This window comes from Azospirillum oryzae, assembly GCF_900177515.1.
GTDB lineage: Bacteria > Pseudomonadota > Alphaproteobacteria > Azospirillales > Azospirillaceae > Azospirillum > Azospirillum oryzae_A.
The window spans coordinates 2813327-2833543 of record NZ_FXAK01000007.1 but is presented as its reverse complement, the minus strand read 5'-3'; the positions used below and the strand labels follow the sequence as shown (position 1 = coordinate 2833543).

At 69.1% G+C, this 20217-nt stretch carries 21 protein-coding genes and 1 pseudogene; 12 read left to right on the top strand and 10 right to left on the bottom strand.

Annotation, left to right across the window (positions count from 1 at the left end):
* Positions 1-53: 53 nt before the first annotated feature.
* Positions 54-767, bottom strand: coding sequence for a sulfite oxidase-like oxidoreductase (locus B9N97_RS25950; protein WP_244560905.1), 714 nt, complete (start codon positions 765-767; stop codon positions 54-56).
* A 196-nt stretch (positions 768-963) separates the two neighbouring features.
* On the opposite strand from B9N97_RS25950, the gene B9N97_RS25945 reads away from it, so the two are divergent.
* Entirely contained in the window at positions 964-3351 is a 2388-nt protein-coding gene (locus B9N97_RS25945) for a mechanosensitive ion channel domain-containing protein (protein WP_085090518.1), read from the top strand.
* A gap of 102 nt (positions 3352-3453) precedes the next feature.
* On the top strand, positions 3454-3918 hold the full coding sequence (locus tag B9N97_RS25940) for a low affinity iron permease family protein (protein WP_085090517.1): 465 nt from the start codon (positions 3454-3456) through the stop codon (positions 3916-3918).
* Between the two features lie 6 nt (positions 3919-3924).
* On the opposite strand, the gene B9N97_RS25935 is transcribed toward B9N97_RS25940, so the two are convergent.
* Entirely contained in the window at positions 3925-4512 is a 588-nt protein-coding gene (locus B9N97_RS25935; RefSeq protein ID WP_085090516.1) for a DUF2244 domain-containing protein, read from the bottom strand.
* Positions 4513-4565: 53 nt separating this feature from the next.
* The gene (locus tag B9N97_RS25930; RefSeq protein ID WP_085090515.1) at positions 4566-5072 is read right to left on the bottom strand and encodes a hypothetical protein; all 507 of its coding nucleotides are present in this window, start codon (positions 5070-5072) and stop codon (positions 4566-4568) included.
* Positions 5073-5379: 307 nt separating this feature from the next.
* On the opposite strand from B9N97_RS25930, the gene nth reads away from it, so the two are divergent.
* Positions 5380-6015: an endonuclease III gene (gene nth, locus B9N97_RS25925; protein WP_085090769.1), complete on the top strand. Its 636-nt coding sequence runs from the start codon at positions 5380-5382 to the stop codon at positions 6013-6015.
* Between the two features lie 85 nt (positions 6016-6100).
* Here nth and B9N97_RS25920 read toward each other — a convergent pair whose 3' ends face one another.
* Together B9N97_RS25920 and B9N97_RS25915 are read right to left on the bottom strand one after the other, a co-directional pair.
* Positions 6101-6976, bottom strand: coding sequence for a bactofilin family protein (locus tag B9N97_RS25920; RefSeq protein ID WP_085090514.1), 876 nt, complete (start codon positions 6974-6976; stop codon positions 6101-6103).
* 136 nt (positions 6977-7112) lie between these two features.
* Positions 7113-7808, bottom strand: a complete 696-nt coding sequence (locus B9N97_RS25915) for an EI24 domain-containing protein (protein ID WP_085090513.1) — start codon at positions 7806-7808, stop codon at positions 7113-7115.
* A 200-nt stretch (positions 7809-8008) separates the two neighbouring features.
* Between B9N97_RS25915 and B9N97_RS25910 the strand changes: the two genes are divergently transcribed.
* On the top strand, positions 8009-9007 hold the full coding sequence (locus B9N97_RS25910; RefSeq protein WP_085090512.1) for an adenosine kinase: 999 nt from the start codon (positions 8009-8011) through the stop codon (positions 9005-9007).
* 92 nt (positions 9008-9099) lie between these two features.
* Here B9N97_RS25910 and B9N97_RS25905 read toward each other — a convergent pair whose 3' ends face one another.
* Positions 9100-9579 (bottom strand): hypothetical protein, encoded by a 480-nt coding sequence (locus tag B9N97_RS25905; RefSeq protein ID WP_085090511.1) that lies wholly within the window; start codon positions 9577-9579, stop codon positions 9100-9102.
* A 138-nt stretch (positions 9580-9717) separates the two neighbouring features.
* Here B9N97_RS25905 and B9N97_RS25900 point away from each other — a divergent pair, with 138 nt between their 5' ends.
* From B9N97_RS25900 to B9N97_RS25870, 7 genes are all read left to right on the top strand, one after another.
* Complete coding sequence (locus B9N97_RS25900; protein WP_085090510.1) at positions 9718-10251, top strand: hypothetical protein; 534 nt, start codon at positions 9718-9720, stop codon at positions 10249-10251.
* Between the two features lie 91 nt (positions 10252-10342).
* Positions 10343-10915, top strand: a complete 573-nt coding sequence (locus B9N97_RS25895; protein WP_244560904.1) for a hypothetical protein — start codon at positions 10343-10345, stop codon at positions 10913-10915.
* Between the two features lie 360 nt (positions 10916-11275).
* Positions 11276-12193, top strand: coding sequence for a sulfite exporter TauE/SafE family protein (locus B9N97_RS25890; protein ID WP_085090509.1), 918 nt, complete (start codon positions 11276-11278; stop codon positions 12191-12193).
* Positions 12193-12960 carry a TIGR02186 family protein gene (locus B9N97_RS25885; protein WP_244560929.1) on the top strand — a complete coding sequence of 256 codons (768 nt, stop codon included), beginning with the start codon at positions 12193-12195 and terminating at the stop codon, positions 12958-12960. Before B9N97_RS25890 ends, B9N97_RS25885 begins: the two co-directional genes overlap by 1 nt.
* A gap of 19 nt (positions 12961-12979) precedes the next feature.
* The gene (locus tag B9N97_RS25880) at positions 12980-13489 is read left to right on the top strand and encodes a universal stress protein (RefSeq protein WP_085090768.1); all 510 of its coding nucleotides are present in this window, start codon (positions 12980-12982) and stop codon (positions 13487-13489) included.
* A 168-nt stretch (positions 13490-13657) separates the two neighbouring features.
* Entirely contained in the window at positions 13658-14215 is a 558-nt protein-coding gene (locus B9N97_RS25875) for a NifU family protein (protein WP_085090767.1), read from the top strand.
* Positions 14216-14278: 63 nt separating this feature from the next.
* Positions 14279-15190, top strand: a complete 912-nt coding sequence (locus B9N97_RS25870; protein ID WP_085090507.1) for a DUF1848 domain-containing protein — start codon at positions 14279-14281, stop codon at positions 15188-15190.
* Between the two features lie 133 nt (positions 15191-15323).
* On the opposite strand, the gene B9N97_RS25865 is transcribed toward B9N97_RS25870, so the two are convergent.
* The 4 genes from B9N97_RS25865 to B9N97_RS25850 form a co-directional block, all read right to left on the bottom strand.
* Positions 15324-15701, bottom strand: coding sequence for a response regulator (locus B9N97_RS25865; protein ID WP_085090766.1), 378 nt, complete (start codon positions 15699-15701; stop codon positions 15324-15326).
* Positions 15702-15859: 158 nt separating this feature from the next.
* A complete protein-coding gene (gene grpE, locus B9N97_RS25860) occupies positions 15860-16471 on the bottom strand; it encodes a nucleotide exchange factor GrpE (RefSeq protein ID WP_085090506.1) in 612 nt (203 codons plus the stop codon).
* 54 nt (positions 16472-16525) lie between these two features.
* A complete protein-coding gene (gene hrcA / locus B9N97_RS25855) occupies positions 16526-17566 on the bottom strand; it encodes a heat-inducible transcriptional repressor HrcA (RefSeq protein ID WP_085090505.1) in 1041 nt (346 codons plus the stop codon).
* Positions 17567-17710: 144 nt separating this feature from the next.
* Positions 17711-18457, bottom strand: a complete 747-nt coding sequence (locus B9N97_RS25850) for a creatininase family protein (protein ID WP_085090504.1) — start codon at positions 18455-18457, stop codon at positions 17711-17713.
* A 221-nt stretch (positions 18458-18678) separates the two neighbouring features.
* Here B9N97_RS25850 and B9N97_RS25845 point away from each other — a divergent pair.
* A pseudogene (locus tag B9N97_RS25845) lies at positions 18679-20207 on the top strand (YifB family Mg chelatase-like AAA ATPase).
* The last annotated feature ends 10 nt before the right edge of the window (positions 20208-20217 follow it).

Below are 20217 nucleotides of genomic sequence, written 5' to 3'. Positions count from 1 at the left end.
GGTTTCGTTGCCAAGGTGAAAGTGGCTTTTGGTGACTATGCCGCTTCGCCGTGTCAGTCGGAATAGCGTTCCTCCAGCCACGGATCGGCGTGGTTGTTGTAGCCGCGGACCTCCCAATAGCCTTTGCGGTCGCCGGCCAGCAGCTCGATCCGCTTCACCCACTTGGCGCTCTTCCACAGATACAGCTTGGGCAGGATGATGCGCACCGGGCCGCCATGGTCGCGGCTGATCGGCTGGCCTTCCCAATTGGTGGCGAGCAGCACGCCGTCGTCGTCGAAATCCGACAGGGCAACGTTGGTGGTGTAGCCGTCGAAGGAATGGAAGACGACGAAACGCGCCTCCGGCTTCGGCCGGGCCAGCTCCAGCAGGCGGCGGGCGCTGACACCCTCCCACCGGTTGTCGTAGCGCGACCAGGTTGTGACGCAATGGATGTCGGAGACGAAGCTCTCCTGCGGCTGGGCCTGGAAGTCCTCCCAACTCCAGGACAGCGGGTTCTCCACCAGCCCGTCGACGGCGAGCGTCCAGTTGGCGGTCGTCACCTTCGGCGTGATGCCGAGGTCCAGCACCGGCCAGTCGGTCACCAGACGCTGGCCGGGCGGCAGCCGGTCGCGCGCCGGGTCGGCGGCGTGGCCGGTCAGCGCGCGGCCGTCGCGCGCCCATTGCTCCTTGACGGCAACCAGCTTGTCGCGGATGGCGCCGTCGCGCTCCATCTCCTGATCCGGATCAAGTCCGGCGGGTCCATCCGATCCGGCGGGCGTGTCGTTCATGGCTGGTCCTTCTCTGCGGTTCCGGCGTTGCCGGTGGGGCTCCCGCTTAAAAAAGGAACAGCCGGTCGGGTTGGCAAGCGCAAGCGGGAGAACTAACTTCCCGAAGCCCGGCATATTGGAGCCACAGTTCCGCGCCAAGGTTCCGCTTTGCCGCCTTTTGCCACCGCTTTCCGAAGACCAGCCGAGTGATTTGCCGATGATCCGGTTCGCAACGCCTGCCGCACCCGCCCTTGCACGGGGCTGGCGTTTGTTCCTGTCCGGCGGCTTCGCCGTCCTGCTGCTCGCGGCTCTGCTCGCCGGAGCAGGCTTGGCCGGATCCGCCGCGCTGGCCGCATCGCCGCCGCCGGCCGCCGCCGCCCCGACCGCCGCTCCGGCCACCGGTGCCGCCGCTCCCGCCGCGTCCGCTGCTCCGGTGGTGGTTGACGAAGCGACCGTGCAGCAGCTGGAGGCGCTGGTCGGCACGCTGGAGAACCAGGACGCGCGCACCCAGCTGGTCAGCCAGCTGCGCAACCTGATCACCGCCCAGCGCGGCCTTGCCCAGGCCAAGGAGGCGGAGGGCGAGTCGGCGCTGCCGCAGACGCTCGGCGCCCGTGCGCTGGCCTTCCTGGCGGCGCGGATGGACGTGGTCAGCCGCCAGCTGGTGCAGGTCGCCAACGTCTTCTCCGACCTGCCGGGGGCGCTGTCCTGGGTGCAGCGGCAGGCGCAGGACGACACGGCGCGCGACCGCTGGGTGCAGATCGCCATCCAGCTGGCGATGATCCTCGCCGTCGGCGCCGCCGCCGCCCGCGGGATCAGCTGGCTGCTCGGCCGGCCGCGACAGGCGATGGCCGCCCGCCATGTCGGCTCCACCCTGCTGCGCATCCCGATGCTGCTGGGCCGCGCGGTGCTGGAGCTGGCGCCGATCCTGGGGTTCATCGTCGTCGCCTACACCATCCTGTCGGTGACGGAGCCGGCGCCGCGCGTGCGGCTGGTGGCGCTGGCGGTGGTGAACGCCACCGTCATCACCCAGGCGCTGCTGATCCTGGTGCGGATGCTGTTCGCGCCGGACGCGCCCAACCTGCGGCTGGTCCACACCAGCGATGCCGGGGCGCGCCGCTGCTACATCTGGTCGCGCCGGCTGATCGCGGTGGCGGTCTACGGCTATTTCCTGGCGGAGGGCGCCTATGTGCTGGGCCTGCCGCTGGGCGCCTACGGCGCGCTGCTGAAGCTGCTGGGGGTGGTGATCGCCGGCATGCTGATCGCGTTGATCCTGCAGAACCGCGTCGGCGTCGCCGAGTGGATGCGCGGCAACCCGCTGTCGGGCGACGGCGACCCGCTGGCGACCGCCCGGCGCGAGGCGGAAGGGCAGGGGGCGGTCCTGCGCACCGCGCGCCGCCGCTTCGCCGAGATCTGGCATGTGCTGGCGATCCTCTATGTCGTGGTGACGCTGGGCGTGTGGGTGCTGAACGTCTATGGCGGGTTCGAGTATCTGGCCCGCGGCACCGCCGTGACCGTGCTGTCGGTGGTGGTGGCGCGGCTGCTGGTGACCGGGCTGAACCGGGCACTGCGCCGCGGCCTGACGATGAACCGCGAACTGGCCGGCAACCTGCCGCAGCTCCACACCCGCGCCTTCCACTATCTTCCCGTCGTCCAGCGCATCGGCAAGGCCATCATCTGGCTGGTCGCGCTGGGTGTCGCGCTGAACGGCTGGGGCATCGACACGCTGGGTCTGGTTGAATCCACGATCGGCCGCCGCATCGTCGGAAGCACCATCTCCATCGGCCTGCTGCTGGGCGGCGCCATCGTCGCCTGGGAGGTGGTGAGCGCGCTGATCGAGCATTTCCTGACCAGCACCGACAGCAACGGCACCAAGATCGAACGCAGCGCCCGCATGCGCACGCTGCTGCCGCTGCTGCGCAACGCCTTCCTGATCCTGCTGGTGACCATGGTGTCGCTGATCACCCTGTCGGAACTGGGGGTGAACATCGCCCCGCTGCTGGCCGGTGCCGGTGTCGTCGGTCTGGCCATCGGTTTCGGATCGCAGACGCTGGTCAAGGACATCATCACCGGCCTATTCATCCTGTTCGAGGACTCCATCTCGGTCGGCGACGTGGTCGATGTCGGCGGCGGTCATTCCGGCGTGTGCGAGGCGATCTCCATCCGCTCGATCCGGCTGCGCGACTCGGCGGGGGCGGTGCATTCCATCCCCTTCAGCTCGGTGACCACGGTGAAGAACCTGACCAAGGACTTCTCCTTCGCCGTCTTCAACGTCAGCGTCGCCTATCACGAGGACCCCGATCATGTGATCGACACGCTGGTGGAACTGGGCAAGGAGATGCAGGCAGACGCCGAGTTCGCCGCCGACATCCTGGCCCCGCTGGAGGTGATGGGCGTCGACAAGTTCGCCGACTCCGCCATCGTCATCCTCGCCCGCTTCAAGACGCGGCCGATCAAGCAGTGGGGCGTCCAGCGCGCCTTCAACAAGCGGATGAAGAAGCGTTTCGACGAGCTGGGGATCGAGATCCCGTTCCCGCACATGCAGGTCGTCGCCGGCAGCCGGCCGCAGGACCGCGCAATGGCGGAGGCGCTCAGCCAGGGGTCGTGATCGCCGGGGATCGCAGGTCTGCTCCGTCGCGACGGAAAGGGAACGCCCGGCATTGCCGGGCGTTTTCCTTTTTCCGCCCGATGAACCGGAGCGTGCTGCAAAATGCTCAGCGATGCCTTCTCCCGTTTCGCCCGCTGGATGGAACGTCAGTCCGGGCGGCCGGGTGCCTTCGTCACCGCCTTCTTGGTCGTGCTGATCTGGGGGGTGACCGGGCCGCTGTTCCACTTCTCCGACACGTGGCAGCTGGTGATCAACACCGGCACCACCATCGTCACCTTCCTGATGGTGTTCATCATCCAGAACGCCCAGAACCGCGACACCCAGGCCATCCATCTGAAGCTGGACGAGCTGATCCGCGTCACCCATTCCGCCCGCAACGGCATGATCGACCTGGAAGAGATGTCGGAGGCCGAGCTGGCGAAGGTGAAGCGCAGCTTCGAACGCCTCGCCAAGACGGCCGAGTGCCTGGACCACCGCATCGACGAGAAGGTGGAACGCGCGGTCGAACGCGAGGTGGACGAGGAACTGGACGAACGCGGGCTACCCGATCCTTCGGATCGGCGGTAGGAGACGTTAGCCGGCGGGTGCCGGCGGGCAGGGCGGACGGCGCCAGGCGCGTAACGCGTCGTCCAGCGCGCGGGCGAAGGTGGAGCGTTCGGCCGGCGACAGGAAGGACCCGACCCCCACCGACTGGCCATGCGAACTCAGCGTGACCTGCCCGGCCGGACCGCGGCGGTCGTGGTCGGCGCGCTCGTCGTGGGTGATCCGCAGCCAATAGGGATGGAAGGACCAGCGGCGTTCCGGCGCCTTCCAGTGGACGCGCTGCACCGTCAGCGTGCTTTCGGTCAGCTGCACCCGCTCATACTGGCGGGCGGAGCGGTAGCTGACGCGGAAGGCCAGCCACAGCGCCAGCACGTCCAGCCCGCAGAAGGGCACCACCGGCCAGGCGCCGTGGGAGACGAAGATGCCGGCGACGATCAGGTTCATCACCACCACCACGCCCATCAGCACCCGGAAGCCGGTGCGGCCCAGGCTGCGGTGCGGATGGAGGATGGCATCGAAGAACACGCGCACGGCGCCGCTTCCGCCGCCGCCCTCCGCAGGGGTGGGGCCGTCGCCGGGCTGGCCGTCAGGCTGGGGGCCGCTGATGTCGATGGGCATGGCCGCCATCCTAACCCAGCGACGGCCGGCAGAAAACCGTGAGGAAGACGGGGTTATGCCGCCTTCGACACCATCGGCACCGCGCCGCCGTTCAGCACCCAGGCCATGGCGCTGTCCATTCCGGTGAAATCGGCCCCGGAGACGTCGGTACCGGAGAAACTGGCGGCCGGTCCGCCGTCCAGCTCCCCGGCAAGGTCGCCGTCGGCCGCCGTCACCCTGGCCTGGACGAAAATCCGCGCCTGATCGTCGGTGCCGGCCGCGATCATCGCATCGGCCATCACCGAGGCCCAGTTCCAGTCGGTCATCACCACCGCGCAACGCAGTTGGCCGCAGCGACGCGCCAGCCTCATCAGGGCGACGACGATCTCCGGCCGGAACCGGTCGGCTTCGAAGTGGTCGAACTCGACGAGGCTGCTCCATGGCGTGCCGCGGGTGCCGAGGTTGGCGCATTGCACCTCCACCTGACGGGCGACGGCGTCGCGCTGCTCCACCGACAGGGTACCCTGCAACCGGACATGCAGGCCCCAGTCCTTCACTTCCACAAGATAAGACGCGCTCATTTCGAGATACCCTTATCCGATCCGAACGCCACAACCAGGGTGATCCATGGTTCGATTGACGGCGTTCAAACGGTGTCTTGGCGGTCAGCAAATCATACGCCACCGCCGAAGGGGCCGGAAAGCGGTATTCCTGCGACCAAATCTGTTGGATTGACGTCAATTACTCCAAATTTTGTCGCAAATTGCGACGCAACGCTGCAGTTTGGACACTGACGCAAGACTGGGACTCAAGGCGAGCGGGTCGCCCACCGCGGCGGCGCGTTCGGCCTCTGGCGCAAGCCCGGCCGTTGCGGCTATGGTGGCGGCCATGAAGCCCGCCGCCGTCCAGGAATTCTTCCGCCGCCTGTCCGCCGCCAACCCGGAACCCCGGAGCGAGCTGGAATACGTCAATCCTTACACGCTGCTGGTCGCCGTGGTGCTGTCGGCCCAGGCCACCGACGTCGGCGTGAACAGGGCGACCGGCCCGCTGTTCAAGCTCGTCACCACGCCGCAGCAGATGGTGGCGCTGGGCGAGGAAGGGCTGCGCCAGTACATTAAGACCATCGGCCTGTTCAATACCAAGGCCAAGAACGTCATCCGCCTGTCGGAACTGCTGATCGAGCGCCATGGCGGCGAGGTGCCGCGCGACCGCGAGGCGCTGGAACAGCTCCCCGGCGTCGGCCGCAAGACGGCGAACGTCGTCCTGAACGTCGCCTTCGGGGAGGAGACCATCGCGGTCGACACCCACATCTTCCGCGTCGGCAACCGCACCGGGCTGGCCCCCGGCAAGACGCCGGACGCGGTGGAGGCGAAGCTGCTGAAGACGGTGCCGAAGATCTACCGCCGCCATGCCCACCATTGGCTCATCCTGCACGGCCGCTATGTCTGCAAGGCGCGCAAGCCCGACTGCCCGGTCTGTCCGGTCGCCGACCTCTGCGGCTTCAAGGACAAGATCATCGCCTGATCTGTAGGGGGGAAACGCAGAACGCCCGGCATGGCGGGAGCCAGCCGGGCGTTGCCTTGCGTGCCTTGCGCTTCAAAAAAGCGTGTCAGACGGCCTCGGCCGCCGGGACCTGCCCAACCGGCGCCTGGGCCGGCACCTGAGCCTGAACCGCGGCCGGGGCCGCAGCGGCGGCGGGCCGGGCGCCGTACAGCTGGATGTCGCCGATCAGCTGGCCGCCGGCATCGACCGCCAGCTCGCCGAAGCGGATCGAGCCGGTGATCTTGCCGGTGGAGCGGACGGTCAGACGGCCGCGGACGGAGATGTCACCCTCGAAGCGGCCGGCGATGTCGGCCTCCTCGATCTCGACGGAGCCCTTGAACAGGCCGCTCTCGGCGATCTCGACCGAGCGGCCTTCGCGCAGCTTGGCCTCGACCGTGCCCTCGACCACCAGCACGTCGCAGGAGCCGATCTCGCCGGTCAGGGAGATGTCGCGGCCGACCGTCAGGCGGCGCTGCTCCGGCATGGCGGGCGCCATCGGGGCCTGGGCGACCGGAGCCTGGGCAGGGGCTTGCGCAACGTGCGCCGCCGCCGGGGTGGCGACGGGGATCGACGGCTGGCGCGGGGCGGAGCCCGGCATGTCGACGACCCGGCGCGGCACGTCGGGCTTGAAGCCGGCACCCGGCATGGACGGCGCGGACGGGGGCTTGGGGATGCTGTTCATGTCGGGTCCCTTCGAGGCGGAAGGCATGTCGGGATAGGCCGGAGAGGCGCTCTGCGGGTCGGTCAGGGCGTGGGCCATGCTGGGTGCGGCGGCTCCGGCCGCCACTGCGGATACCGGGGCCGATCCCGGAGTGTTGAGGGAGGCGAGCGGCGACGAGACGGCACCGGGCTCGCCCGGGGTGTACGGACGGACACCCGGCTGCGGCGGGACGGGGCTGTCGGCCTTGGGAGCGGCGGGCGGTGTCTTTCGTCCGAACAGCATGAGCGGTTCCCCCAATCTGGACATGCGGGTGGCGGGATGGCCTGGAAGTCGAAAGGCCCGGTGCCGGAAGCGCGCCGCCGGGAAGGCGGGCGCCACGATCGGTGTCCGGGCAGGCGACGGCGAGCGGCCGTGCCGCCTAGCGGCGTATCACGGTCGTCCGGCCCGCCGCAAGGGGAGCCGACATGGACTGTAGGACATGAACCATGAAGGCGCTGGCGACGACCGGGACCAGCAAATTGACGAAGGGGATTGTCGAAAGGAAGGCAATGACGGTCCCGGCCAAAAAAGGTTTCAGCGGCCGGGCCCGCCGCATCGCCCGCGCCGTGGCGCGGTCCATCCGGCGGTGCGCCACCATTTCGAAATACTCCCGCCCCAGCAGATAGCCGTTGACGGTGTGGAAGACGATCAGGTTCAGGCCGGGCGCGAAGATGTAGACCGGCAGCGCCACCAGGTTGATCGCCAGCACCAGCAGCAGGAAGCGCAGCGCCGTCGCCAGCTCCTCCAGCCAGCCGGCATGGCGGGGAGCGGGCAGGGCGGGGTAATGCCGCGCCTCCACCCGCTCCACCACCTCGTCCAGGAAGAAGCTCGACACCGTGCCGACGGTGGCCGGGAACAGCAGCCACGCCAGCACCAGCACCCCCAGCCCGCCCAGCACGTCGATGGTGGCGTCGACCCAGCCGTAGCCGGTCAGCGGCGTCACCGACAGCGCCCACCATGCGCCGCCGGCCAGCAGGGCGTAGGCGAGAACCGAAACGAGCACCCCGGTCCACACCACCCGGCGCACGCGCGGGTCGGACAGCTGGGCGAAGGCAAGCACGAGGGCGCGGATCATCGGTGGTCCGTGGATCGGTTGGGGAGGAGGGGGAACGGACGCCCGCATATCTACGTCGGCCGGGCGCCGGGTTCCAGTCCCGGCCGCGGTAATTCGCCTCTCCGGGCATGGCGGGACGGGGCCGCGCTTGTGATGCGGGTGGCGGCGGCTATACTCGCGCCGCAACATCGCCTTCACCGTACGACCTGTCAGGAGAGCCCATGGCCACGTCCGCTTACGACGTCACCGGCATCGGCAACGCCATCGTGGACGTGATCGCCCACGCCGACGACGCCTTCCTCGCCGCCAACAGCATCGAGAAGGGGGCGATGACGCTGATCGACGCCGCCCGGGCGGAGGAGCTGTATGGGCGGATGGGACCGGGCGTCGAGGTCTCCGGCGGCTCGGCCGGCAACACCATGGCGGGCATCGCCATGCTCGGCGGGCGCGGCGCCTATATCGGCAAGGTCGCCAAGGACCAGCTGGGCGACGTGTTCCGCCACGACATCCGGGCATCCGGCGTCGCCTTCGACAGCGCGCCGCTGCTGGGCGGGGCGCCGACCGCCCGCTGCCTGATCCTGGTCACGCCGGACGCCCAGCGCTCCATGAACACCTATCTCGGCGCCTGTGTCGAGCTGGGGCCGGAGGACATCGACGAGGCGCTGATCGCCGGCTCGCAGGTGACCTATCTGGAAGGCTATCTGTGGGATCCGCCCCGCGCCAAGGAGGCCTTCCGCAAGGCAGCGGAGATCGCCCATGCCGCCGGCCGCAAGGTGTCGCTGTCGTTGTCCGACAGCTTCTGCGTCCACCGTCACCATGCCGAGTTCGTCGATCTGGTGGAGCGCCACGTCGACATCCTGTTCGCCAACGAGCATGAGATCGGCGCCCTCTACGGCACCGACAGGTTCGAGGACGCGCTGGCGGCGGTGAAGCGTCTCGGCAAGACCGCGGCGCTGACCCGCAGCGAGAAGGGCGCCGTCATCGTGTCCGGCGGCGAGGTGGTCGAGGTGGCGGCCGAGCCGGTGGAGCGGGTGGTCGACACCACCGGCGCCGGCGATCTCTATGCCGCCGGCTTCCTGTTCGGCCATACCCGCGGCCTGTCCCCGGCGGTCTGCGGCCGTCTCGGCGCCGTCGCCGCGGCGGAGATCATCAGCCATGTCGGCGCCCGGCCGGAAGTGAACCTGCGCGAGCTGGCCGCCGCCAAGGGCCTGCTGGCCTAAGCCGTCCTTGGAGCGCGATTTGCGCGTCAAATCGCGAATACGTTGTCGGCCGCGTTGCATTTTGCAACTGCGGCCGGTTCCGTTTCAGGCCCTCAGTTCAACTGGTCGTCGAGCACCGGCCGCTCCGGCACCGTGATCCTGGCGCACAGCAGCGCCATCGCCGTCCCGCTGTCGGGGGCGGCCACCGCCCAGCGCTCCGGCCGGTCCGGCCGCGGGACGCTCAGCAGCCACAGCCGGTCCTTCTCGCCGAAGCGTTCATTGAAAAGCGTGTATTCGCGCGGCCCCTGCCGGCGCAGGTCGTTCAGCCGGGCCTGCAGTTCCACCGCCTGGGCGTTGCGCACGGCGATGGCCTCCTCCGTCTGCCGCAGTTCCGCCTCCTGTCGGCGCATGTCGCGGCGCAGCGACTCGGTGGTCTGGGTCAGCTCCGTCCGCCCCTGATGCAGCTGCGACCGGCGGCGCTGGACGGCGGCGATCCGGTTGCCGATCCGCAGGATGGATACGGTGATCCAGCTGAGGCAGGCCATCAGGATCACCATCTCAAGCACGAGCAGCAGCGGCGTCTGCACGCTCATCGTCCCTCCGCTCCTTCGGCACGCTCCTTGCGTGCTCGCGCCGGCGTTTCAGCAACGGGCATGCCAAGAGCGGCTGCGCGAGTATCGGGGCGATGGGCCGGATGATGGCCGGATGATGGGCCGGATTATGGGGTGGTGATGGAGGCGGTGCGGACGATCCTCGACTCGGCGGTTCCGCTGGTGGCGGCCCTGGCGGTGCTGTGCCACCTGTGCTGGGTCGGCATCCGGCGCAGCTGGGACCGGGTCGCCGGGCTGGACCGGCTGCGACAGTCGGTGCTGCCCCTGAAGGAGCGCCAGCTTGCGGAGACCGAGGCGCTGGCCGACCTGACCTGCCGGCTGGAGGAGGCGAAGGGCCGGCTGTCGGCCGCCGAACAGCGGGTCAATCATCTTCAGCGCCAGATCGATGCGGTGGACAAGGAACCGCCGGTCTTCCTGCACATCCTCGGCACGCCCGGCGGCAACCGGCGCGCCTTCCGGGCGGAGGTGGAACTCGATACCGCCGTCGCCACCGCCGCCCGTGCCGCCGGAAAGCCGGTGAACCCGGTCTGGCGCTATGACAACAACCGGGTGGTGGTCCATGCACTGGACCTGCAGTCCGCCCGGCGCGAGGCGGAGCACGTCTTTCCGCACAAGGCCGGCTACAAGGTCTTCTTCCACGCGCCGGTTCCCTGACCGCTTTCCGCTTTTTGCAAAAGCTCACCGGCCAGAGAAAGAATTCCTATAATCTCCGCGAGAGATCCAACCATCGCTGCGGAGCGAAGCCATGCCCCTCGACAGCCGTACTCTTGCAGACGACCATTTCCCTCTCTGGGCCGAAGAGCCGCCGGTGCCGTCGGAAGGCTCCCTGGTTCCCGGCTCGCAGTTTCATGAGGAGCAATGGGTCATGGCCGCCGGCATGCTGGCCCGCGGCAGCAGCTTCCTCTATGTCGCCCGCGCCATGGGCTGCAGCCGCACCACCCTGTGGCGGGCCTATTACGGCTCCAAGGATTTCCGTCACAGGGTGTGGTGGGAGCGGCAGGCGCTGAACCGCGAGGCCGACCTGCGCCTGTCCTCGCTGCGCAGCCTGGTCGTCGAGCAGATCGAACGGCTGGTCTCCTCCGGCGATCCGTCCACCGTGCGCTGGCTGGCCGACCGGCTCGGCATCCTCGACGGGCTCGCCGCCCAACCCGGCTCAACAGCCGGCGCAGCCGCCGCAGACCCGGCAGCCGGCCGGCTTCGCTCCTGCGCAGCCGTGGGAAGATCCATGCGCCGCCCCCTCTGCCGACTCCCCTGCCGATCCCTCTGCGGACATCGTTCCCGACCTGGACGACGACAGCGTTCCCGGCGCCATCCGTGAACGCACAGCGCCCGATCCGCGCGCCGTCGCCGCGATCCTGGCGCGCCCTGAAGCGGAGGGGCCGAAGGGTGTCTATCCCTGGACCCTCAATCCCGACGATCCCTATCCCACCCTCGGCTCGGCGCTGGAACGCAAGGGCGGCAGGGGTGCCTTCTCCCGCCGGTAGGATCGGCGGGATGGAACATCGGCCGGAAACTGTTCCACGCTGTTCCACCCCCCTCGCCGGCTCCCTCTCACCGACCCCCCTCTCCGGATGAGATCCCCTCGAAAGCCGGTGCTGCGGTCTTCCGCCACGGCACCGGCTCGGGTAAGCTGCCGGTCCCGCCGCCCATCCCGAACATCCCGACAGATTGCCAATTCATGCAAGTCTACCTGCCGATTGCCGAGATGTCGGTCAACGCGCTGCTGGTGCTCGGCATGGGCTGGCTCGTCGGGTTCCTGTCGGGAATGTTCGGCGTCGGCGGCGGCTTCCTGATGACGCCGCTGCTGATCTTCATCGGCGTCCCCCCGGCAATCGCCGTCGGCACCCAGGCCAACCAGCTGGTCGCCGCCAGCGTGTCGGGCGTGCTGGCCCACTGGCGGCGCGGCAACGTCGACGTCAAGCTGGGCGTGGTGATGCTGGGCGGCGGCGTGGTCGGCACCGCGGTGGGGGTGTGGATCTTCGGCATCCTGCAGCGGCTGGGCCAGATCGACATCGCCATTACCCTGTCCTACGTCTTCTTCCTGGGCACCATCGGCGGGATGATGCTGGTGGAAAGCAGCCGCGCCATCCTGCGCCGCCGCGCGCCGACGGCGAAACGCGGCAAGCTGCACCGCCACATCTGGCTGCACGGCCTGCCCTTCAAGATGCGGTTCCAGCGGTCGAAGCTCTATATCTCCGCCCTGCTGCCGGCGGGGATCGGCGCGGTCGGCGGCATGCTGGTGGCGATCATGGGCATCGGCGGCGGCTTCCTCCTGGTGCCGGCGATGATCTATCTGCTGAACATGCCGGCCGGGCTGGTCGCCGGAACCTCGCTGTTCCAGATCATCTTCACCACCGCGGCGGCGACCCTGCTGCAGGCCGCCACCAACCAGACGGTGGACGCCATGCTGGCGCTTCTGCTGCTGATCGGCGGCGTGATCGGCGCCCAGTTCGGCACCAAGGCCGGCACCCGGCTGCGCGGCGAGACCGCCCGGATGGCGCTGTCGCTGATCGTGGTGGCGGTGGCGCTGAAGCTGGCCTGGGACCTGTTCTCCCGCCCCGACGACCTGTTCACCCTGACCATGGGGTTGCGATGATGGCGGGGGTGAGGAAGCGCAGGCTGATCCAAGGCGCCGCGGCGCTGGCCGGGCTGCTGCTGGGCGGCACGGTGGCGGCGACGGTGTGGGCGCAGCAGCTGGTCGCCGACCTGTCCAGCCACCTGATCGCCATCACCACCGGTTTCACCGGGACGGAGGTCGTGCTGTTCGGCACCACCGACGGGGCGGGCGACGTCGCCATCGTCGTCACCGGCCCGCGCGGCCCCGCCACCGTCCGCCGCAAGCAGCGGGTGGCCGGCATGTGGATGAACACCGACAGCGTGCGTTTCGAGCAGGTGCCGAGCTTCTACACGGTGGCGGTCAGCCGGCCGCTCGACCAGCTGGTCGGCCGCCCGGTGCTGGAACGCCAGCAGCTGGGACTGCCGCAGCTGCAATTGCCGGCCGACGCCACCCTGCCGCCGGACGAGCTTGCCGCCTACCGCAATGCGCTGATCCGCAACAAGCAGCGTCAGGGTCTCTACGCCATTTCCATGGGGCAGGTCGCCTTCCTGGGCGAACGGCTGTTCCGCACCAACATCTATTTTCCGGCAAACGTCCCGACCGGGCTGTACAATGTCGAAGCCTTGCTGATTCGCGACGGCGACGTGGTCAGCGCCCAGACCACGCCGCTGGTGGTGTCCAAGATCGGGTTCAGCGCCGAAGTGTCGGACTTCGCCCGCAACCGCCCGGTCATCTACGGGGTGGCCGCCGTCGTCGGCGCCATCGCGGCCGGCTGGGCGGCCGGCGCCGCATTCCGCCGGGTCTAAGCCGAGAAGGGTGATCGAGATGAGCGACGCGACGCAGTCCACGACGCCGGAGACGCCGGCTCCCAAGCCGGTGCGCATCTTCCTTGTGGTGGTCGACGACAGCCCGGAGCTGAAGGTGGCGCTCCGCTATGCCTGCCTGCGCGCCCGCAAGTCGGGCGGCAAGGTGGCGCTGCTGACCGTCCTGGAAAAGGGCGAGATGCAGCACTGGCTGGCGGTGGAGAACCTGATCCGCGAGGAACAGCGCGCCGAGGCGGAGCAGATGCTTCAGAAGCTGGCGCGCGAGGTCAACCAGCTGACCGGCACCCTGCCGGCGCTCTATGTCCGCGAAGGCAACCGCACCGAGGAGGTGCTGGCCCTGATCGGGGAGGAGCCGAGCATCTCCATCCTGGTGCTGGCCGCCGGCACCGATCCGGAGGGCCCCGGCCCGCTGATCTCCTACTACACCGGGCGCGGCCTGGGACGCCTGCGCATCCCGCTGACCATCGTGCCCGGCGGGCTGAGCAACGAGGCGCTCGACGCGATCACGTAAGTAAGGATAGGGGCCACGGTCGGGCCGCGCATGCCGGATGCCGAATACCCACACAACCGGGGTCCTTGATCCGCCCGGCGTTTCGGCCCAAATTTCCCCCCAATCGTTCCGCGTCCCGATCCCGGGCGCGCCGGCGGTTCCATTCCGCCGCCGATGGAGGACCAGACCATGTTCATTCAGACCGAGCAGACGCCCAACCCGGCGACTCTCAAGTTCCTGCCGGGGCGTGACGTGCTCGGACGCGGCACCGCCGACTTCACCAGCCGCGAGGATGCCGCCCGTTCGCCGCTCGCCCAGCGCCTGTTCGAGATCGAGGGCGTCGTCGGCGTCTTCCTGGGCGCTGACTTCATCACCATCACCAAGACCGACGCGCGCGACTGGTTCCTGCTGAAGCCGTCGATCCTCGGCGTCATCATGGAGCATTTCACCGCCGACCGTCCGGTCCTGCTGGAGGATGGCGGCGACGGCCATGCCGCGGCGTCGAACGCCGACGACGAAGAGATCGTCGAGCAGATCAAGGAGCTGCTGGACACCCGCGTCCGCCCGTCGGTCGCCCAGGACGGCGGCGACATCACCTTCCAGGGCTTCGAGAAGGGCGTCGTCTATCTGGCGATGAAGGGGGCCTGCTCCGGCTGCCCCAGCTCCACCGCCACGCTGAAGCACGGCATCGAGAACATGCTGCGCCACTACATCCCCGAAGTGGTCGAAGTCCGCTCGGTCCAGTAATCGGCTCTCCGGTTATGCCGGTCCGCCCTTGATGCGGCGGGCCGGCATTCCCATGCTGGCACCATGATCATCTCCGCCAGCTACAAGACCGACATTCCCGCCTTCTATGGGCGCTGGTTCCTGAACCGCCTCGACGCCGGCTACTGCCGGATGGTCAATCCCTATGGCGGCCAGACCTACCGCATCGACCTGACCCGGCCCGCGGTCGACGGCTTCATCTTCTGGACCAAGAATCTGGGACCGTTCCTGCCCGCGCTCGACAGCGTGGCGGAGCGGGGTTTCCCGTTCGTCGTGCAGTACAGCGTCACCGGTCTGCCCACTGCGCTGGAACGCTCGGTTCCCGATTGGGAGACGGCGGTCGGCCATATGGCGCGGGTGCGCGAGCGCTGGGGACCGCGCGCGGCGGTCTGGCGCTACGATCCCATCGCGCTGACCGACGCGACCCCGCCTGACTGGCACCGCGAGACCTTCGCCCGGATTGCGCAAGCGCTGCGCGGGGTGACCGACGAGGTGGTGGTGTCCTTCCTGCAGCCCTACCGCAAGACCGCCCGCAACCTCGCCGCTTCCGGCATCGGCTGGCGCGATCCGGAGGCGGAGGAGAAACGGTTGCTGCTGTCGGGCTTGGCGGACATCGCGGCGGGGGAGGGGATGGCGCTGACGCTCTGCACCCAGCCGGAACTGGTGGGCACGCCCGGCACGGCGCCGGCCCGCTGCGTCGATGCGCTGCGGCTGTCCGATGTGGCGGGATATGCGGTCGCAGCCAGGGAGAAGGGAAACCGGCCCGGCTGCCTATGCGCCGAAAGCCGCGACATCGGTGATTACGACAGCTGCCCACACGGCTGTGTCTACTGCTACGCCGTTGCCGATCGCGTTACGGCACAGCGGCGGTTCGCCGAACATGATCCTGAGGGGGAGTTTCTGGTGGCGCAGCCTAAGCGCTCCAAGATCCCCTCTCCCCCCCGGGGAGAGGGTTAGGGTGAGGGGGATGCGCGGCGAGGATCTTCAAGCCTCGCGCACTTTCCATTCCCTACCGGATCCACGTAGTGCATCCCCCTCACCCCGACCCTCTCCCCGGGGGAGAGGGGGACTTCCGGGGAAGAGGGGAACCTTACGGACAGACCTTCCGCACCGTCTCGACCAGCTTTTCCGGGTTGAACGGCTTCACCAGCCAGCCGGTGGCGCCGGCTTCGCGGCCGGCGGTCTTCTTGGCGGGGTCGGCCTCGGTCGTCAGCAGCAGGATCGGGGTGGTGCGGTTGAGGGCCGAGCCGCGGATGGCGCGGGTCAGCGCCAGCCCGTCCAGGCCCGGCATGTTCAGATCGGTGATGATGCAGTCGAACTTGCGCTGGTTGACCAGGGCGAGGCCGGCATTGCCGTCCGACGCCTCCGCCACCTCATAGCCGGCGCCTTTCAGCGTGAAACCGACCATGTCGCGGATGGTCTTGGAATCGTCGACGGTCAGGACGCTCTTGGTCGCAGAGGGGGGCATGGAACGCGGCTCCGGTTGCTCGGCCGAAAGGAACAAGGGAAAGGCCTAGGCAATTTCCCGGCGACCGTCAACCGCTGGCGTCCCCTATCCCGAACAACCGCCAGCCCCCGGCCCGGCGGTATCGCCGCCGAACCGGGGACTTTGCGAAGACTGTATGCTTACGCCTTCGTATCGACGTGCTGCCCGCCGGCGTCACCGCCCTTGGCGACGCCGACCATCGCTTCGCGCAGCAGGCGGCCGTGGATGGTGTAGCCGGGCTGCAGGACCTGGACGACGGTGCCGGCGGCCTTGCCGGTGTTCTCGATCTCGAACATCACCTGATGGAAGTTCGGGTCGAACGGCTCGCCGGCCGGATCCAGCTTCTTGATGCCGGCGCGGTCGAAGGCGGCGAACAGCTGGCGCTCGGTCGCCTCGACGCCGACGGCGAGACCCTTCAGCATCTCGTCCTGCTCGCGGCCCTCGGCCGGGACGGCGTCCAGCGCGCGGCGCAGGTTGTCGGCGACCGACACCAGTTCCTTGGCGAAGCTGGACACGGCGAACTTGCTGGCGTCCTCGCGGTCGCGCTGGGCACGGCGGCGGGTGTTCTCCGTCTCCGCCATGGCGCGCAGAAGCTGGTCCTTCAGGCTGGCGACCTCGGCCTCCAGCTTGGCGACGCGGTCCTCGGGCGAACCCGCTTCAGCACCGTTGGCGGCGGCCGTGTTGGCGGTCTCGGCGGTGGCCTCGGTCGGCTCCACCGTGGCGTCGGAGGGCTTGTTCTGCTCTTCGCTCATGGTTTTCTCAATTCTTGCTTCGTCAAAAGGCGGAGTGAGTGAGGGAGGCGGCGCTCAGCCGATCAGCCGGCTGACCACCTTGGCGGTGTAATCCACCAGCGGAATGATGCGGGCGTAATTGATGCGGGTCGGGCCGATGACGCCGATGGCGCCGATCACCTGCTCCCGGCTGTTCTGGAAGGGGGAGATGATCATCGAACAGCCGGAATGGCTAAACAGCACATTCTCGGCACCGATGAAGATCTGCACGCCGTCGCCGCGCCCGGTGGCGTCCAGCATGCGCAGCATCGTCTCCTTGGTCTCCAGCGCCTCGAACAGGCCGCGCACCCGCTCCAGGTCGGACAGCGCGGTGACGTCCTCCAGCAGGCGGGACTGGCCGCGGACGATCAGCTGGCCGGCGTTCGACCCGCCGCTGCCGGCCCAGGTGGCCAGACCGGCGGCGACCACCTTGCGCGACAACTCGTCCAGCTGGGTCTTCTGCTGCTCGATCTCCTGCAGCACCTCCTGCCGCGCCTCGTCCAGCGTGCGGCCGGCGAGCTTGGCGCTGAGGAAGTTCGACACCGTCTGCAGGGTGGAGGTCGGCACCCCCATCGGCACCTCGATTACCCGGTTCTCGACCAGACCGTCCTCGTTCACCAGGACGACCAGGGCGCGGCCGGGGCCGAGCGACACGAACTCGATATGCTTCAGCGGTCGATCGGTCTTCGGCGCCACCACCAGCCCGGCGCAGTGCGACAGGCCGGACAGCATGGTCGACGCCTCGCCCAGCACGTCGGCGAAGGCGCGGCCGGAGGCGGAGCATTTCGCTTCGATCGAGGCGCGCTCGTCCTCGGTCAGCGATCCGATCTCCAGCAGGCCGTCGACGAACATGCGCAGGCCGGCGTCGGTCGGGATGCGGCCGGCCGAGGTGTGCGGGGCGTAGAGCAGCCCCTGCTCCTCCAGGTCGGCCATCACGTTGCGGATGGTCGCGGGCGACAAAGCCATGCCAAGCCGCCTGGAGATCGTGCGCGAGCCGACCGGCTCGCCCGACGCCACATAGGCGTCGACGATCAGCCGGAAGATTTCGCGCGATCGCTGGTTCAGCTCGTTGATCATGGAAGTTGGGCGGTCGGGCTCTGTTCGGGCTGGTCGGCTGCGGAACGCAAGTCCCATCAACCGGTCCGAATTTAGGCAGGTCCGACCGCCGAATCAACGTGCGGGGCGAAGAAGTCCTCCGGCCTTGCGACCGCGTGACGCCCCTTACTGCTCCGCCAGGAAGGCCCGGTACTGCGTGGCAATGGCGGCGACCGCCGCCTCGTACAGCTGCCGGCCATGCTCCGGACGGGCAAGGCCGGGGGCGGAGCCGATGCGGCCGTCGGGATAGCGGCGGCGGAAGTCGCGGGCGTCGTGGAAGCCGCCGGCCGGCGCCTGCTCCGGCTCCAGCGCCGCGGTCTTGATCGAGTCGGGATAGGCGTATTGCGTGACCGACACCTCGCTGGGGGTGGCGTGCGAGCCCTCCTTGCCCTGGTACAGCTCGCGCGACAGGCGGGCGACCTCGGCATTCTCCCACCAGCTCACCAGGGCGCAACGCAGGTCCGGCGCATCGCGGCCGCGCAGCGCCCGGTTCTCCGCATGGATCTCGTAGAAGGCGGCGCGGACGGTGGCGATGTTGCCGCCATGGCCGTTGACGAAGAAGAAGCGCTCGAACCCGTGTTCGGCCAGCGAGCCGACATAGTCGCGCAGCAGGGCGATCAGCGTCGACGGCTTCAGCGTCATCGAGCCGGGGAATTCCATATGGTGGACAGCCATGCCGACTGGAATCGTCGGGCCGACCAGCGCGCCGGTGGCGTCGCCGACGCCCTTCGCGATGACTTCGGCGCAGATGGCGTCGGTGCCGACCAGCCCGTTCGGCCCATGCTGCTCGGTCGAGCCGATCGGCATGATGATGCCCTTGGAGGTCTTGAGGTAGGTCTCGACCTCGGCCCAGGTGCTCAGGTGAAGCTGCACGGTGGCGGATCCTTTTCGACGATGCGTGCCGGGAATGCGGCCGGGAATGCGTTGGCCCTCATGTTAGGCGGCCGAACGGCTGCGACAACCGCTCCCTGCGCCGGGCGGGCATGACGGGGCTGTTGCGGTGTCTGCGCTCATCCCGTGCTGGCGCAATTTTCACGGCATGACTACAATCGCGTGCATTTTGCCCGCATGGGCGTCTGTATCGGGGTGCAGTGGTGGTTGCGCGCGTCAACACGGTGGCGTTCCAGGGCATCGAGGTGCTGGGGATCGACGTCCAGGTCCAGATGTCCGGCGGAATCGTCGCCTTCACCGTCGTCGGCCTGCCCGACAAGGCGGTCGGCGAAAGCCGGGAGCGGGTGCGCGCCGCGCTGCATGCGCTGGGGCTGGCGCTGCCGGCCAAGCGCATCACCGTCAACCTCGCCCCCGCCGACGTGCTGAAGGAGGGCAGCCATTTCGACCTGCCGATCGCGCTCGGCCTGCTGACGGTGATGGGGGTTCTGCCGGATGCGGAGATCGCCCGCTATGTCGCGCTGGGCGAACTGGCGCTGGACGGCGCGTTGACGCCGGTGGCCGGCGTGTTGCCCGCGGCCATCGACGCGCTGGCCAACGACCGCGGCCTGATCTGCCCGGCGGCCTGTGGTGGCGAGGCGGCCTGGGCCGGTCCCGATCTGGACGTGCTGGCGCCGGGCAACCTGCTGGCCCTCATCAACCATTTCAAAGGCACGCAGGTGCTGACCCCGCCCAAGCCGCGGCTGCAGGAACAGGACGCACCGCCGCCCGACCTGCGCGACGTCAAGGGCAACGAGACCGCCAAGCGTGCACTGGAGGTCGCCGCCGCCGGATCGCACAACCTTTTGATGATCGGGCCGCCCGGGTCCGGCAAGTCGATGCTGGCCGCCCGCCTGCCCGGCCTGCTGCCGCCGCTCGACCCGGCGGAGGCGCTGGAGGTATCGATGATCCACAGCGTCGGCGGACTGCTGGAGGGCGGGCGTCTGCTGCGCCAGCGCCCCTACCGCGCGCCGCACCAGTCCGCCAGCCTGCCGGCACTGGTCGGCGGCGGTACGCGGGCCAAGCCGGGCGAGATCTCCCTGGCGCATCAGGGCGTTCTGTTCCTCGACGAGTTGCCCGAATTCCCCCGCGCCTTGCTGGAGGCGCTGCGCCAGCCGCTGGAAACCGGCAAGGCGGTGGTCAGCCGCGCCAACCACCATGTGACCTATCCGGCCCGTGTGCAGCTGGTGGCGGCGATGAACCCCTGCCGCTGCGGCCATCTCGACGACGCATCGCTCGCCTGCGCGCGGGCGCCGAAATGTGCCGTGGATTATCAATCAAAAATCAGTGGGCCGCTATTCGACCGCATCGATCTGCACATCGACGTGCCGGCGGTCAGCCCCGCCGACCTCAGCCTGCCGCCGCCGGCGGAGGGCAGCGCCGAAATCGCCGCCCGCGTCGCCGTCGCCCGCGCCATCCAGGCGGAACGCTATGGCGGATTCGGTCCTTACCCGGCCGGGCGGTGCGGACGAACGCCGAGGCCGACGGCGAACTTCTGGAAAAGGTCGCCTCCCCCGACGCCCCCGGTCGCGCCCTGCTGACCGAGGCGGCGGAGCGGCTGAAGCTGTCCGCCCGCGGTTACCACCGGGTGATGCGGGTGGGGCGGACGCTGGCCGACCTGGACGGGGTCGAGGGAGTCAAGCGCCGCCATATCGCCGAGGCGCTGAGCTACCGGCGGATCGCGCCGGGGCGGTAGCGGTCCGGCG